This window comes from Nocardia sp. NPDC003726, assembly GCF_053586955.1.
In genome coordinates this window covers 20,478-33,614 of sequence record NZ_JBSFNF010000027.1, presented here as the reverse complement: position 1 = coordinate 33,614, position 13,137 = coordinate 20,478, and the positions used below count along the sequence as shown (strand labels likewise).

General features: G+C 69.3%; 19 protein-coding genes. 9 read left to right on the top strand and 10 right to left on the bottom strand.

All coding sequences use genetic code 11. The features are described from left to right. The first annotated feature begins 63 nt into the window (after positions 1–63). The 3 genes from ACWDMM_RS27990 to bfr all read left to right on the top strand — a co-directional run bounded on the left by ACWDMM_RS27990 (position 64) and on the right by bfr (position 1,071). Positions 64–222, top strand: coding sequence for a hypothetical protein (locus ACWDMM_RS27990; RefSeq protein WP_357208852.1), 159 nt, complete (start codon positions 64–66; stop codon positions 220–222). A 119-nt stretch (positions 223–341) separates the two neighbouring features. After that, positions 342–533, top strand: coding sequence for a (2Fe-2S)-binding protein (locus ACWDMM_RS27985; RefSeq protein WP_195079971.1), 192 nt, complete (start codon positions 342–344; stop codon positions 531–533). A 58-nt stretch (positions 534–591) separates the two neighbouring features. Further along, positions 592–1,071 carry a bacterioferritin gene (gene bfr / locus ACWDMM_RS27980; RefSeq protein ID WP_067807548.1) on the top strand — a complete coding sequence of 160 codons (480 nt, stop codon included), beginning with the start codon at positions 592–594 and terminating at the stop codon, positions 1,069–1,071. A 54-nt stretch (positions 1,072–1,125) separates the two neighbouring features. On the opposite strand, the gene ACWDMM_RS27975 is transcribed toward bfr, so the two are convergent. The 3 genes from ACWDMM_RS27975 to ACWDMM_RS27965 all read right to left on the bottom strand — a co-directional run bounded on the left by ACWDMM_RS27975 (position 1,126) and on the right by ACWDMM_RS27965 (position 3,579). Continuing rightward, a complete protein-coding gene (locus ACWDMM_RS27975; protein WP_449940266.1) occupies positions 1,126–1,608 on the bottom strand; it encodes an acyl-CoA dehydrogenase family protein in 483 nt (160 codons plus the stop codon). Positions 1,609–1,915: 307 nt separating this feature from the next. Next, entirely contained in the window at positions 1,916–2,758 is an 843-nt protein-coding gene (locus tag ACWDMM_RS27970) for a patatin-like phospholipase family protein (protein WP_449940263.1), read from the bottom strand. A gap of 188 nt (positions 2,759–2,946) precedes the next feature. Then, a complete protein-coding gene (locus ACWDMM_RS27965) occupies positions 2,947–3,579 on the bottom strand; it encodes a hypothetical protein (protein WP_449940261.1) in 633 nt (210 codons plus the stop codon). A gap of 164 nt (positions 3,580–3,743) precedes the next feature. Here ACWDMM_RS27965 and ACWDMM_RS27960 point away from each other — a divergent pair, with 164 nt between their 5' ends. Continuing rightward, entirely contained in the window at positions 3,744–3,911 is a 168-nt protein-coding gene (locus ACWDMM_RS27960; protein ID WP_083880898.1) for a DUF4236 domain-containing protein, read from the top strand. Between the two features lie 30 nt (positions 3,912–3,941). On the opposite strand, the gene ACWDMM_RS27955 is transcribed toward ACWDMM_RS27960, so the two are convergent. Continuing rightward, the gene (locus ACWDMM_RS27955) at positions 3,942–4,268 is read right to left on the bottom strand and encodes a hypothetical protein (RefSeq protein ID WP_195079973.1); all 327 of its coding nucleotides are present in this window, start codon (positions 4,266–4,268) and stop codon (positions 3,942–3,944) included. Between the two features lie 294 nt (positions 4,269–4,562). Then, positions 4,563–5,048, bottom strand: a complete 486-nt coding sequence (locus ACWDMM_RS27950; RefSeq protein WP_195079974.1) for a DUF4383 domain-containing protein — start codon at positions 5,046–5,048, stop codon at positions 4,563–4,565. 1,141 nt (positions 5,049–6,189) lie between these two features. Here ACWDMM_RS27950 and ACWDMM_RS27945 point away from each other — a divergent pair. Next, entirely contained in the window at positions 6,190–6,426 is a 237-nt protein-coding gene (locus ACWDMM_RS27945) for a hypothetical protein (RefSeq protein WP_449940257.1), read from the top strand. Between the two features lie 113 nt (positions 6,427–6,539). Here ACWDMM_RS27945 and ACWDMM_RS27940 read toward each other — a convergent pair whose 3' ends face one another. Together ACWDMM_RS27940 and ACWDMM_RS27935 are read right to left on the bottom strand one after the other, a co-directional pair. Then, on the bottom strand, positions 6,540–6,845 hold the full coding sequence (locus ACWDMM_RS27940) for a hypothetical protein (RefSeq protein ID WP_040871783.1): 306 nt from the start codon (positions 6,843–6,845) through the stop codon (positions 6,540–6,542). Positions 6,846–6,950: 105 nt separating this feature from the next. Further along, the gene (locus ACWDMM_RS27935) at positions 6,951–7,514 is read right to left on the bottom strand and encodes an HdeD family acid-resistance protein (RefSeq protein WP_449940255.1); all 564 of its coding nucleotides are present in this window, start codon (positions 7,512–7,514) and stop codon (positions 6,951–6,953) included. 212 nt (positions 7,515–7,726) lie between these two features. Between ACWDMM_RS27935 and ACWDMM_RS27930 the strand changes: the two genes are divergently transcribed. Continuing rightward, the gene (locus tag ACWDMM_RS27930) at positions 7,727–8,713 is read left to right on the top strand and encodes a glycosyltransferase family 9 protein (RefSeq protein WP_195079977.1); all 987 of its coding nucleotides are present in this window, start codon (positions 7,727–7,729) and stop codon (positions 8,711–8,713) included. A gap of 46 nt (positions 8,714–8,759) precedes the next feature. Here the strand turns inward: ACWDMM_RS27930 and ACWDMM_RS27925 are convergent, their stop codons facing one another. Continuing rightward, positions 8,760–9,080 carry an ArsR/SmtB family transcription factor gene (locus ACWDMM_RS27925; protein WP_449940253.1) on the bottom strand — a complete coding sequence of 107 codons (321 nt, stop codon included), beginning with the start codon at positions 9,078–9,080 and terminating at the stop codon, positions 8,760–8,762. A 182-nt stretch (positions 9,081–9,262) separates the two neighbouring features. Between ACWDMM_RS27925 and ACWDMM_RS27920 the strand changes: the two genes are divergently transcribed. Together ACWDMM_RS27920 and ACWDMM_RS27915 are read left to right on the top strand one after the other, a co-directional pair. After that, entirely contained in the window at positions 9,263–9,976 is a 714-nt protein-coding gene (locus tag ACWDMM_RS27920; protein WP_195079979.1) for a M23 family metallopeptidase, read from the top strand. Between the two features lie 338 nt (positions 9,977–10,314). Then, on the top strand, positions 10,315–11,379 hold the full coding sequence (locus ACWDMM_RS27915; protein WP_195079980.1) for a hypothetical protein: 1,065 nt from the start codon (positions 10,315–10,317) through the stop codon (positions 11,377–11,379). On the opposite strand, the gene ACWDMM_RS27910 is transcribed toward ACWDMM_RS27915, so the two are convergent. After that, positions 11,351–11,671 carry a hypothetical protein gene (locus ACWDMM_RS27910; protein WP_195079981.1) on the bottom strand — a complete coding sequence of 107 codons (321 nt, stop codon included), beginning with the start codon at positions 11,669–11,671 and terminating at the stop codon, positions 11,351–11,353. The two genes, ACWDMM_RS27915 and ACWDMM_RS27910, sit on opposite strands and share 29 nt — an antisense overlap. Positions 11,672–11,913: 242 nt before the next feature. Here ACWDMM_RS27910 and ACWDMM_RS27905 point away from each other — a divergent pair, with 242 nt between their 5' ends. Next, the gene (locus ACWDMM_RS27905; RefSeq protein WP_039801823.1) at positions 11,914–12,249 is read left to right on the top strand and encodes an RNA polymerase-binding protein RbpA; all 336 of its coding nucleotides are present in this window, start codon (positions 11,914–11,916) and stop codon (positions 12,247–12,249) included. Between the two features lie 75 nt (positions 12,250–12,324). On the opposite strand, the gene ACWDMM_RS27900 is transcribed toward ACWDMM_RS27905, so the two are convergent. Further along, positions 12,325–13,107 carry an ABC transporter permease gene (locus ACWDMM_RS27900; protein ID WP_195080290.1) on the bottom strand — a complete coding sequence of 261 codons (783 nt, stop codon included), beginning with the start codon at positions 13,105–13,107 and terminating at the stop codon, positions 12,325–12,327. Positions 13,108–13,137: the final 30 nt, after the last annotated feature.

Sequence of the window (13,137 nt, the reverse complement as noted above, 5' to 3'; positions counted from 1 at the left end):
CGCACGAGACGCTCGGCGAAGCCGTGGTCTCGTGCGTGGCGCCGCGGCCGGGCGCGACGGTGGATGGCGCGGAACTGCGCTTTCCTGCGCGAGCGGCTGGCCGGCTACAAGGCGCCGCGGCACGTGCTGCTGCGCACCGAAGAGGACATCGCGCTCACCGGCAGCGCCGAGATCGAGTCGAGCGAGCCGCGGCAGCTGGCCGTACGGCGGCTCGCCCCCTAGCGGAGCTCGCGCGGGCCGCGGGCTTCACACCGCCGGAGCGAGCTGCTATACATTAGGGGAGGCTTACCTCGTTAGTCGAGGCTAACCTCAGCGATAAGGTGACCTGGCTGTGAGGCTTCATGTACGTCTGTATTTGTAACGCGGTGTCCGAAGGTGACGTGCATACCTGCGTTTCGGCGGGCGCCGACAGCATCCGCCAGGTGAAGAACGCCTGCGGATGGAAGCCGGGTTGCGGCAGCTGCACGACGCGACTGGCCGAGGTGATCGGCCGCGCACGGGCCTCCGCGGGAGCGCAGCCATCGGCCGCCTGAGCCGACACACCAGGCGGTCTGCCCGCCGCTGCGCGCATTTTGTGCCACGATCGCTGCTATGGACGGCGACAAGGACATCGTTGCGCTGCTCAACGAGCAGCTGACGGCCGAACTCACGGCGATCAATCAGTACTTCCTGCACGCCAAGATGCAGGAGAACTGGGGCTTTACCAAGCTGGCCCGGCACACTCGGCACGAGTCAATCGACGAGATGAAACATGCCGAGCTGCTCACCGACCGGATCCTCTTCCTGGAGGGCCTGCCGAACTATCAGAAGCTCAACCCCCTGCGCATCGGGCAGAGCGTGCCCGAGCAACTGCGGGCCGATCTGCAGATCGAGCTGGAAGCGGTCGAACGGCTGCGCCGTGGCATCGAGCTGATGCGTTCGCGCGGCGACGTGACCTCCGCTCGCATCTTCGAGCACATCCTCGAGGACGAAGAGCAGCACGTCGACTACCTGGAAACCGAACTCGATCTGGTGGAGAAACTGGGCGAGCCGCTGTATCTGCAGCGCTTCACCGAGACTCCGGACGACTGACCGCTTGTTCCCGGTCGGCTCCAAGCCGCCGACCGGCGATCCGCCCCGCGCTCGCTATGCCGGGGCGAATCGCCGGGCCAGTCGTCTCCGGTGTTCGGCGGGCGTGCCGAACATGACCCCGATCGAGCGTGGCTCGCTTGCGATAGGCGTCGATCCCGCTCTCCCACATGTAACCATGCGGCCGTGCAACTGCATGGCCTTCCCCGCCACCCGCACCGCCGTCTCGGGGGTGAACGCCTTGGCCCTCGATGCCGCGCCGCCCGCGTCCGGACCGGACGCGACCTCGGCTCGCACCGCGGCCGCCACCAACTGCCCGGCCACCGCAATCCGCACCAGCAGGTCCGCGCAGGCGCGCTTGACGGCCTGGCAGGAGCCGATCGGACGGACGAACTGTTCGCGCACCCCGGCGTAGCCGACGGTGGCCGCCGGCATGGCCCTGCTGAGCCCCAGACTGTCGCAGGCCGTCGCGATCGCGGGCCGGTCGCACTGCCGCCGGAGTGCGCGCCCGCCGTCGCCGTGGAAACGCCACAACGCCACCGGCCCCGACCCGCCCGAGATCGCGCGTCGCGTCGACCACCGGCCGCGCGGTGACGGTCGCCCCGGGAACGCCGGGTTCGACCGCCACGATGACGACTTCGCCGCTGGGAGCACGAGCGGGCACCAGCAGCCGATCAGCGCGGGGAGCGTCGAGCACGAATCGGCGCAGCCGTGCAGACGCAGGGGCTCGGCGCTCACCACGAGCCGGAACGGCGCTTCGCGACAAGGTCGCCGAGGGCTTCGGCTGCTACGGCGAATACGTCGAGCGCGACGAGGACATCGCTCGAGGGAGTACGGCGGTGAGCGGTCAGCCGTTCGGCCAGACGTCCTTCAGTCGCGACGCCGCCTCGGCCGCCTGGCGCACGCCCGCCGCATGGGCGGGAGCCAGCGCCGCGGAGTCGAACACGTCGAGTCCGATCACGGCGACGGCCTCGTCGTCGGGGACAATGGAAACCTCTGTGGCCGAGCCGAGTTCGCGATCGCTCGGAACACGCGGGAACATGTGCGCCAGCGGTTCGAGGATCACCACGACGTCCGCGCCTGCGGCCAGGTCCGCGTTGACCGGCGAGCGCAAGCCGCCGTCGATGTAGTGGCTGCCGTCGATCGGAATCGGCGGGAAGACTCCCGGCACCGCCGTGCTCGACGCCAGCGCCGCGGGCAACGACGCCGCGCCGTCCCTGGTCCATGCCCGCAATTCGCCGGTGGTGATGTCGATCGCGGTGACGACGAGATCGCGCGCGGGCCATCGCGTTACACCGGCCAGCCCACCGATGCGCGCGATATGCTCGTCCGGAGCACCGACCTGCGCGGCCAAGGCCAGCTCCCCGGCCCGGCGGCGCGCCTGGGCCGGGTCCTGTCCCGGAGCGCGCAGTACGGCGAAGATCTCCGCCATGCGCGCCGGATCCGCCCGCACCGGCGCCGCCGACGTGGACGGCGGCCGCAGCAATCGCGCCGGATCACCGCCATCGGCCAGGACCGCGCCGACCACCGCCCCCGCCGAGGTCCCCACGAATCGGTCGGCCCGGGCCAAGTCGATGCCGTTGTCCCGCAGTCCGGTCGCCAGTCCGGCCAACCACGACAGGCCGACCGGACCACCTCCCCCCAGCACGAGCGCTACCGACAAACCGCTGGAAACCACCGAGTCCGACATGCCGCCAGCCTATCCGCACCGGCCCCGGCCGACGCCGTGTCAGCCTCCTGCCGGGCACAACTCGCGTCCCGCTGTCGCGTGCCGGGCGGTGGCGTGTATTCGGTCATCGGCTGGGTGGAGGTCCCGGACAGCTGACACGGGCCTTCGTGCGGTGAACGTGGCGATGCGAAGCCGGGGACCGTCAAGGCTTACTGCGACAATTCACCGGCGCGGATCACCTCGACCGACAACTGTCGCCACGACGACGTCAGCCGGACCAACTCGTCCACCGTCGGCTCGGCCGCCGCGTGCGAGCCGTGGCCCGGCCGGAAGTGGACCGTCGTACCGGTCGTGCCGTCCGCGGCGACCGGCAGCAGATCGGTGACCGGGACGCCGTTCTCATAGCGTTGCGTCCAAGCTCCGTGCCGCCTGCGATTGGTATGCACGAGCCATCGGCTCAGCGCCGCGACGACGGACATGCCACGGCGCGGATGACCGTCGGGCAGGCGTTCCGCGTCAGGGAAGTCGAAGAACCGCAGATCTTTCGTCGCCATGATCGGCTTCTTGACGTGGCGTCCGCTGGCGTCGATGCGGGTGTCGGTGCCTCTTCCATCGTCGGAGACCGACACCGAACCATCGGTGTGCAAGACCACGACGCACCGTCCGCCGTTCCCACATGCGGCTTCGTCCGCCGCGTACGCGACGACTTCGAGGATCAGGTGACGGATACCGCCGGGAGCCATCGCTTCCGGCTCGCGGCGAATCCGTTCCAGATGAGCGAGGTCCACGGTGCTCGCCCAGTCGTGCGTCGTATTCTCCCAAGGGCTTCCAGTGCCGTCCATGGCATCAGTAGAGCGCACGTCAGCGGTAGATCGCCCATCGTTTCCGGGCCGCCCGCTCGACGGCACGAATCCTGTCGGGATGCCGGCCAAGGGTGCGCCGACCAGCGAAAACCCTGTGGGATAACCGGATCCGTTATCCTGGGGTCGAGTCAGGGAGGCTGCTCATGCCAATCAGATACCGTCAGCGCAAATCGTTCGGGCCGCTGAAACTCAACTTCACCCAATCGGGGCTGTCGTCGTGGAGCATCAAAATCGGCCCCTGGTCGTGGAACTCCCGAACCAAGAAGAACAGTGTGGACCTGCCGGGTCCGCTGGGCTGGCGTCAGCGCTGAACCGCGCCGGACTTCGTCCGGGGGGCCGATTCAGGCCCAGATCCGCGACAGCGCCGAACGGGAGTACGTCTGCTGAGGCGTCACGGTGATCAGGTCGCAGACCTCGACGAGTCCCGCCGGTACCGCGTTGCCGAAGTGGTGCAGCCCCGGCGCGATCACCGCGTCGACGCCGAAGGTGCGGACGACGTCGACGAGGCGATCCACCGGTGCGTCGGTACCGGCGCCGAAGGTCACCGTCTTACACAGCTCGTAACCCAGTCGCTTGGCCAAACTCCGCATCTGCGCTTCGTCCCAATCCTGGGACACACCAGAGACGTCCTTGCGGAGATATCCCAGCGCGGGTGGTTTGGCCCTCATCGGTACTCCCTTGCCGCGATCGTTGCCAACGTGGTCGAAGCGCCTGCACTCCCACAAGCTCGCGCGGTCACGGCGCGGATTGCGGGCTGAGCAAGTTATTGACATCATATGTTGTCAACAGCAGTCGATGTCAACATCTTCGGCGTTCGGCAACCAGCTTTCCGGCGTCGCCCGAACCGAGCGTACCGTCGGCGACCCGGCGGCACCCGGCGGAGCTGGTCGTCTCCGAGAACCTTTGACGCGCAGCAACTTTCGGTAGCCAGCACTCGGATGGGCCCCGATGTGGCGCGTCGGCTACTCCAGGATTCCGGTCTGCCTGCCCGCTCCCGGCGCCTGGGTCACGGGCCGCCGCGCCAAGACCACACCGAGGGCGATCATGCCCGCGCCGAGTACGAAGTGCAGCCAATTGTCAGCCGTATCGAGCGGCACGAAGTTGGCGTCGCTGTCGGGGTTCACGACCAGTCCGTACAGCCACAACACGAGATACAGCACACCGCCGCCGAGCAGGAACGCACGCGCCGACGCAGCGGTGCGCGCGGCCAGCACCCCGGCGATGCCGAAAGCCAGGTGAACCACGTTGTGCAGCACCGAAACGCCGAACAGACCGAGCAACTGGGCCTGGGAGTGATGACCCGCCCACTCGAGTTCGCCGTAGTCGGTCGTGATCCCTGGAATGAACCCCAGGATGCCGACCAGCAGGAACGTCGCCCCGACCGCCATGGCGGCGACCTGGAGCGGAGACCGCCGATCCGTTGTCGCGCCGGATGTGGAATTGGACATCGCCGAACCAGCCCTTTCGCTGTGGGTTGACCTCCGTCCCCACCGTGCTACCCGGGCGCAAACGAGACAAACAGCGCGGCGCGGCCCAGCCGGCCGCCGCGCGCGACGAAGCAACGGCAGTCGGCCGGACTGAGACGGCACCCACACCCGTATGGCCGCGGCGTGACCGTGATCCCCGTCTCCTCCGATCGCAGCACCGGAACCCCTGTCACCGGAGCCGGCGGTGTTCGCGCTGGTACACCGGCCGCGACAGCATCGGTAGCGGGTTTCGGACAAGACCGGGATGCCCGGCCCCGCGCCGAGGACTCGCGCCCGCCTTCCGGTCGGTGGATACTGTCGGCGACTCGAAAACAACTGTCCGCCTTGGTAAGCCGACGCAGTCTGTCAACCGGATGGTTTTGCCAGGGAGGCAAGGACCATGTTGGTCTGGTGTGTTGTGACCATGATCGTGATCGTTCTGCTGGGCGCGGCCGCGTCGGCGATGGCATGGGATCCGCGGGGACGCCGCCGCGCGGCCGGCGTGCCGCCGGTTCCGCCGGCGGCGACCTCGGAGTCCACCGCGGCGAGCCCGAATGACTGGCCGCGCACACAGGACACCCGGCGTCCGGCCCGCTCACTGGAAACGAGTTCACCTGCGCGGTAGCGCCCATCGCGGTCGCCCCGGGCGTTCGCGGCCGTAGTGCCGCCGTGTTCCGATCACACTGATCGAGTCCATTGCTGCGGGGCGCGTTCCAAGGCCCCCTTTTTTAGAGCGTGCAGGCGGTTGGAATCGTGGTGGCGACGGGAACAACCCGGACATCTCGGTGTCCGGGGTCATGAGCTACGGAAAGGGCGCACTGCTCGCCGCGGCCGCGGACAGCGAGGCCGGGCAGGACCCCCGCACCCTGTGCAGCGGGCTGGCGATCATGCTGCGCGGGTGCGGGCGGGCGCCGGGCCGCCGCGGTCGCCTCCGGCCTGGTGAACGCCTGCTGCATGGCGCTCGCCGCGACAGCCGTGGATGGAGTACGGAGCACATGGTGGTCGCGAGCTTCGCCGAGGGCCGTTTCCCCGCGGCCGGAGCGGCCTTCGTGCTGGCGGTCTCGCTGCTGCGCATCGTGACGATCATCTTGCGCGGCGTTGCGACGCGGGCACCGACGCACGGATGCAGCACGCCCTGGCCCGCCTCACCCGCGGCCGCACCACCCCGACGATCGCGCATCGGATACACACGGCCGAGACCGCCGATCGGGTGCTGCTGTTCCACGAGGGCCGGATCGTCGAGGACGGCAGCCATGCCGAGCCGCTGCGGTGCGGCGGGCGCTACGCCCGGCCGCACGCGGCGTGGGCACGCGACACCGTGTCGGCATCGGAACGGATCCCCACCGACGTCGGCGGGTGAAACGGCAGGGCGGGCGAGGCGAGCACGGAAACGGCCGAGGCGATCGCGCACCACACCGACGAAACTCGTGCGATGGGTGACGCGACGCCTCGGCCGCGATCGCTACGGTCGGCTCAGCTGACCGAGACGCTGCCGCCCTTGGGCAGGTAGCCGATCTTCTCCACGGGCAGCTCGCCGACCACCGAACCGGTGCAGTCCCTTCCGGAGTACAGCGTGACGGCACGATCGGTGCTGTTGACGACGGTGATCTGGAACGTGGTGTAGAAGGTACCGTCGGTGTTCAGGCAGCCCACCGGATCCGCGTGCAGTTCGCCGTTGATCGACAGCGTGCCGACCGCGGCCTGCGCCGTCCCCGCCGACAGCATGGCCGCGGCCCCCGCCAGGGCGAGCGCACCGACAAACCCAGCAGTACGAATCATTCGTGCCTCCAGTTCTTTTCGATGTCGACCAACCCCGAAGCCGACGTCTGGTGAAAATGCGCCTGTGATTCTGTCACGAGTTCCAGCCGGAGGGAACCGTGCTGGTCAGGCGATCTCCCTGCGCACACCGAACGCCACGATGATCTCCATGATGCCGACGATGATCAGCCACACCCCGGCCAAGACGGCCAACGTGGCCACCGACCGCACCGGCCAGACGATGAGCACGACACCGGCGACCGCGGTGACGAGGCCGAAGAGCACCTGCCACCAGCGCCCCGGCAGTTCCGGTTCGGAGATCGCGGCCACCAGCAGCGCGATCCCGCGGAACAGCCAGCCGATGCCGATCCACAACCCCAGCAGCAGCAACGAGGCGAGTTCGTCGCGGAAGCAGAAGACGCCGACCACGATGGACAGCACGCCGATGATGAACGACAGCACGCGCAGGCCGGTGCCGACCGGCGCGCCGAAGGCCGCGAGCAGCTGCAGGAAGCCGGTGACCACCAGGTAGACCCCGAAGATGATGCCCGCCACCGCCAGCGTGATGTCGGGCCAGGCCAGGATCAGGATGCCGAGGATCACCGCGAGGACGCCGGTGAGCAGGATCGTTTGCCACGCACGGCGGGCAAGCGACTTCAGTGGACCCTCTACCACACTGTCGGTCGTCATTCCCTGATGTTATAGCTGCAATGCATATGTTCCCTGCATATTTGCTGGACAGCGTGCGCCCAGGGTTTCCTTCGACGTCACGACGTTGTCCCACGTTCACGTTTCGCCATCCGAACGGCCGGGTAGTTATTCGTTAGTGACTCTTCGTCGGCGCCCCTGGGCTGAACGGGTGGGTCGGGGTTCGGTGAGACTCGGGTGGCTAGGAGAAGAGGGTGGCGGTTCTGCTCGTGTTGCAGGCGCGTGGGCTGGGTGATCTACTCACCGCGATCCCGGCTCTTCGTGCGCTGCGCCGAGCCAAACCCCACGATCGCATCGTCTTGGCGGCGCCGCTGCGACTCAAGCCGATCGTCGATCTGATCGCCTCGGTCGACACTCTGCTGCCCACTCCCGATCCGGGCAGCCTCCGTTGGGACGCGCCCGCGCCCGAGTTGGCGGTCAACCTGCACGGCGCAGGCGCCGAGAGCATCGTCGCCCTGTCCAAGACAGGGGCCGAGCGCATACTCACTTTCCGCAACCCCGCGTTTCCCGAGTTGTCCGGCCCGGCGTGGGAGCCGGACACCCACCAGGTGGACCGCTGGTGTCATCTGCTGGAGTACGACGGCATCGGCGCGGATCGCCGCAACCTGGGACTGGTTCCGCCGGTGTCGACGACCAGCCGCCGCGACTGCGTGGTCGTGCACGTCGGCGCGGGCGCACCGGCGCGCCGCTGGCCGCCCGACCGGTTCGCCGCCGTCATCCGGCACCTGCTCGCCCTGGGACGCGAGGTGGTGCTCACCGGCGACGAGTACGAACGCCAACTCGCGCTCGGCGTCGCCGCACGAGCGGGCCTGCCCGCCGGCCGGGTGCTTGCCGGACAGCAGACCCTCATCGATCTGTCCGCCACCGTCGCCGAGGCCGCCCTCGTGATCTGCGGAGACACCGGCGTGGCCCACTTGGCCACGGCGTTCGGCACCCGGACCGTCCTGCTGTTCGGCCCGACGCCGCCGCAGTTGGCCGGTCCGCCCGCGCACCTGCTCGGCCGGCATGCCGTGCTGTGGGCCGGCCATGTCGGCGACGCCGACGCCGCCGCCCCCGACCCCGGCCTGTTGCAGATCGACGTCGCCGAGGTGATCACCGCCGTCGACAAGCAGCTGAGCAAGCGCAATTGGCCCAGCACGGGTACCGACCGTCCCAAGACGGCCTATCGCCGGGTGGGATGACCGCCACCGACCGCCGCCGAAGACGGACGCGGGCACACCGCCGCGGTCACGCGTTCGCTGTCGCGGCGGTCTGCAACGCCGCGGAATAGGCGGCGATCGCGCTCGGCCAGAACTGTTCGAGGTAGTCGCGGACGTCGGCGAGGCCGCGTGGGTCGAGGGAATACAACCTGCGATTGCCCTCCGGCCGCATCATCACCAAGCGCGCCTCGCGCAGCACACGCAGATGCTGCGAGACCGCCGAACTGGTCACACCGAGTTCCTCCGCCAAGTCGCCGACCGAGCGAGCGGCCTGCGGCAGGGCCTCGAAGATCGCGCGACGGGTGGGGTCCGCCAGCGCCGTGAGGGCACGAACTCCATTAGTCGCCACTCACACAGTGTGCGCATCCAGCACTCCCCGGGTCAACCGCCGCCAAGTCTTCGTCGTCCCAGCTCGCATAGGAATCGCGCAGGATTCTTCACCTCTTCGCAATGATCGAGCTGGGCTTTTGCACCCGGTGATGGTTGCCACAGGATTGCGGACGCCTGCGGCGGCTGCCGTACGTTCGACGCATGCCCGTGACCTTTCCGTTACCGATCCGTCGCGCCGCGACACGGTTGCGCCGCGACGGCGTCACCGCCCGCGTCGTCGTCGCCTCCGCGGTCGTCACCGCGTCCTTCGGCGTGCTCGCCGCGGCGCAGCAGGACGAGGACACCGACTCCGCCCGCCTCGTGGCGGGGAAGATCGCCTCGGGTGAAATCCGCCCCGCCGAGGGCATGGCTCGATTCGCCGTCTTCACCCCACCGCAGAGCCCGGCTCCGCAGGCCGCCCCGGCGCCTGTGCCCTGGGACCTCAACCGCATCGCGCAGGACTTCGCCCGCCCGAAGACCGTCCGGCCCGCCGCCGGCGTACTGACCTCGAATTTCGGCACGCGCTGGGGCGCGATGCACGCCGGCCTGGATTTCGGCGATCCGCTCGGGGCGCCGATCGCCGCCGTCACCGACGGCGTCGTGATCGAGGCCGGTCCCGCCTCGGGCTTCGGCCTGTGGGTGCGGGTCCAGCAGGACGACGGCACCGTCGGCGTCTACGGCCACGTGAACGACATCCTCGCCACCGTGGGCCAGCCGGTCCGCGCGGGCGACGTCATCGCGACGGTGGGCAACCGCGGCTATTCCACCGGGCCGCACCTGCACTACGAAGTCCATCTGGCCGACGGCACCCCGATCGATCCGCACCCCTGGCTGGCCGGACGCGGCATCGACGTCGGGTACGCCCCGGAGGACTGACCCCGATCCGGCTCGCGGGACACGAGGGCTCGCGGACGAACCCGGCGACAGCGCCGTCGCCCGCTACGGGCCGCGAACGCAACGACGCGTTCGCGGCCCGCTTCATCTGCCCGATCGGCGCAACGGGATCGAGCGCGACGCCCGCGATCCCGCCGCGGGATCCAATCCCTATGAGGCCTCCGCCGGACCAGCTTCGTGGCGCGCCAAGGCACAGCCGTAAGCGAGGACATGCGGGTCCGCGGTACCGCCCGCGGGTGGCCCCCCGGTACCGGGGTACTAGACGCGAATAGCGCCCCGGCGGGACGTCCACCGGGGTCCGCGATTCCTACGTTCGCTCCATGTCCACAACACATTTCGTCGCCGCACCCGCAGGCGGGTCGCGGTCGCGTGCGAGCACGCGGACGGCGACGCGCGGGCGGCTGCATCGACCACTGCTCGGCACGGTCGCCGCGATGACCGCGCTCGTCCTGTTCTCCCTCCCGGCGATGCTGCTCGACGACCGCACGCTGCTCGGCGAATCCGTCTGGCTCAAGCCGATGAAATTCGGCCTGGCGTTCACTGTCTACAGCCTCACCCTGGCGTGGCTGTTGTCGTTGCCGCACAAGGGAAGCCGGGTCACCTGGTGGCTGGGCACGGTGTTCGCGGTGACCGGATTCGTCGATGTGGGATTCATCGTGCTGCAAGCCGCGCGCGGCACGTTCAGCCACTTCAACACCGAGACCGACCCGGTGAACTCGATCGGGCAGGTGGTCTTCGCCTCCGGCGTGCCCGGCCTGTTCCTGGCCAACCTGCTCATCGTGCTGATCCTGTCCTGGCAGCGATTGGCGGACCGCCCGACCGCACGCGCCGTCCATGCCGGTCTGGCGCTGGCCGTGGTGGGTATGGCGCTGGGCTACCTGATGGGATTCACCGGCAAGCAGCTCGTCCGCGACAGCGCCGGACGAGTCGTCGAATTGGCCGCCGGGCACACGGTCGCGCCCGACTCCGGCGATCTCGCTCCGCGCGACGCCATGGGCGGCATGCCGATCACGCACTGGAGCACCATCGGCGGCGACCTGCGCGTGCCGCACTTCGTCGGGCTGCACGGCATCCAGGTCCTGCTGCTGGCGGCCATCGCACTCGCCCGGCTCGCGCCGCGGTACCGCTGGCTGCGCCCGCAACGCGCTCGCGCGGCCGTCGTCGCTGTGCTGGCGGCGGGCTACGCCGGCCTGCTGGCGCTGGTCTTCTGGCAGGCGATGCGCGGCCAGTCGCTGGTCCATCCCGACCCGGCCACCTGGTACGCCGCCTCCGGACTTGTGGCGACCGTCGTCGTGCTGCTCGGCGCGGTGTATCTACGCCACCGCGGCGCAACACCCGAGACCACGCCGGAGCCGGTCAGCGCAGACGTTCCGCGTCACGGGTGAGCGCGACCAGCGTCTTGCCGAGCGCCGCCAGCTCATCGGGCGTGGCCCCCTCCGCGATCGCGGTGGCGACGTCCTCGGCGGCGCAGCGGGCGGCGAACCAGCGATCGGCCAGGTCGGCGGCCTCGTGGGCGCTGAGCACGACCGCGTCGTCGGGAATTCCCGTCCCCTTCAAGCTGTTGCGGTGTTCGTAGGCGCGTTGGCGACAGGACTGGCGGCAGTACCGGCGACGGCGGCCGGCCTCCGATTCCACGATCTCCCGCCCACACCACTGGCAGGACAAGCGGCGCGACATGACGCAGAACACTAATCGCTCGCCACTCCTGATCCGCTCAGCGCCCCCGGCGAATCACCCGCCGTCGGGTGCGACGGGGCCGATGCGACGCTGGCACTACAATGGAACGGTTCACCGCGGCCGCGTCGGGAACTATTGGCGCAGGCCCGATCGTTGTACATCAGGTCCGGCGGGTGCTGCGCGCACTCGCGCGGACACGGTCGCAGCGCACGAAGACTCGAGCACACAGGGAGAGGCACACCATGGCAGATCGCGTACTCCGAGGCAGTCGGCTCGGAGCGGTGAGCTACGAGACCGATCGCGACCACGACCTGGCTCCGCGTCGGATCGCCCGGTACCGGACCGACAACGGCGAGGAATTCGACGTCCCCTTCGCCGACGACGCCGAGATCCCGCCGACCTGGCTGTGCCGCAACGGCCAGGAGGGGGTGCTGGTCGAAGGCACCACCCAGGAGACCAAGAAGGTCAAGCCGCCGCGCACGCACTGGGACATGCTGTTGGAACGCCGCAGCAAGGAGGAGCTCGAGGAGCTGCTCAAGGAGCGCTTGGAGCTGCTCAAGACCCGCCGCCGCGCCTGACGGTTCGCGAATACCGAAACGGCCGCCGCATCGTCCGGATGCGGCGGCCGTTCGCTGTGCGCGTGGGCGCGCGGGTCAGTGACTGGCCACCTTCCGGTAGCGCAGCAGCGCCAGCGGCACGGCCACCACGAGGATCGCCACCGAGCAAGCCGCCGCGTATTCGACGCAGTGATCGGCGGCCCATCCGCTGGGCGGGACGAAGGTGGGCGGCGAGTCGTTGTCGAACAATTTGCGTCCCGCCGCCGACACCGCGGTGATCGGATTCCACTCCGCGATGGTGCGCAGCGGGCCGGGCAGAGTCTCGGCGGAGATGAACGCCGAGGAGATGAACGTCAGCGGGAAAAGCCAGATCAACCCGGCGCTCTGCGCCACCTCGACGGTCGGCGACATCAGGCCGGTCAGCGCGCCCACCCAGGACATCGCGAACGCGAACAGCAGGATCACCGCGAACGCCAGCACGGCGTCGGAGACGCTGCCGTGGATGCGCCAGCCCACGATGTACCCGCACCCGACCATCACCGCCAGGCTGAGGATGTTGACCACCAGGTCCGACAGCGTGCGGCCCATCAGCACGGCCAGCCGCGACATCGGCAGCGCCCGCATCCGGTCGATGATGCCCTTCTGCAGATCCCCCGCCAGGCCGACCGTGGTGAACGCGGCGTTGAACGCCACCGTCTGGGTGAAGATGCCCGCGAGCAGGAATTCCCGGTACTGGCCGCCGCCCAGCGACGCGCCGAAGATGTAGGCGAACAGGAACACGAACATCAGCGGTTGGATCGTGGCCGTCACCAGCAGCGTCGGCACGCGCAGGATGGTGAGCAGATTGCGGTGCGCGACGATGGCGCTGTCCCGGAACAACCGCAGCCGTGGAGCGGTATCCCGATGCGC

Excerpts from the sequence above, each read along its gene's own strand:
- ACWDMM_RS27990 (WP_357208852.1), top strand. The coding sequence starts at position 64 with ATGGCGCGGAACTGCGCTTTCCTGCGCGAGCGGCTGGCCGGCTACAAG.
- ACWDMM_RS27985 (WP_195079971.1), top strand. The coding sequence starts at position 342 with ATGTACGTCTGTATTTGTAACGCGGTGTCCGAAGGTGACGTGCATACC.
- bfr (WP_067807548.1), top strand. The coding sequence starts at position 592 with ATGGACGGCGACAAGGACATCGTTGCGCTGCTCAACGAGCAGCTGACG.
- ACWDMM_RS27970 (WP_449940263.1), bottom strand. The coding sequence starts at position 2,758 with ATGTCGGACTCGGTGGTTTCCAGCGGTTTGTCGGTAGCGCTCGTGCTG.
- ACWDMM_RS27965 (WP_449940261.1), bottom strand. The coding sequence starts at position 3,579 with ATGGACGGCACTGGAAGCCCTTGGGAGAATACGACGCACGACTGGGCG.
- ACWDMM_RS27960 (WP_083880898.1), top strand. The coding sequence starts at position 3,744 with ATGCCAATCAGATACCGTCAGCGCAAATCGTTCGGGCCGCTGAAACTC.
- ACWDMM_RS27955 (WP_195079973.1), bottom strand. The coding sequence starts at position 4,268 with ATGAGGGCCAAACCACCCGCGCTGGGATATCTCCGCAAGGACGTCTCT.
- ACWDMM_RS27950 (WP_195079974.1), bottom strand. The coding sequence starts at position 5,048 with ATGTCCAATTCCACATCCGGCGCGACAACGGATCGGCGGTCTCCGCTC.
- ACWDMM_RS27945 (WP_449940257.1), top strand. The coding sequence starts at position 6,190 with ATGCAGCACGCCCTGGCCCGCCTCACCCGCGGCCGCACCACCCCGACG.
- ACWDMM_RS27940 (WP_040871783.1), bottom strand. The coding sequence starts at position 6,845 with ATGATTCGTACTGCTGGGTTTGTCGGTGCGCTCGCCCTGGCGGGGGCC.
- ACWDMM_RS27935 (WP_449940255.1), bottom strand. The coding sequence starts at position 7,514 with ATGACGACCGACAGTGTGGTAGAGGGTCCACTGAAGTCGCTTGCCCGC.
- ACWDMM_RS27920 (WP_195079979.1), top strand. The coding sequence starts at position 9,263 with ATGCCCGTGACCTTTCCGTTACCGATCCGTCGCGCCGCGACACGGTTG.
- ACWDMM_RS27915 (WP_195079980.1), top strand. The coding sequence starts at position 10,315 with ATGTCCACAACACATTTCGTCGCCGCACCCGCAGGCGGGTCGCGGTCG.
- ACWDMM_RS27910 (WP_195079981.1), bottom strand. The coding sequence starts at position 11,671 with ATGTCGCGCCGCTTGTCCTGCCAGTGGTGTGGGCGGGAGATCGTGGAA.
- ACWDMM_RS27905 (WP_039801823.1), top strand. The coding sequence starts at position 11,914 with ATGGCAGATCGCGTACTCCGAGGCAGTCGGCTCGGAGCGGTGAGCTAC.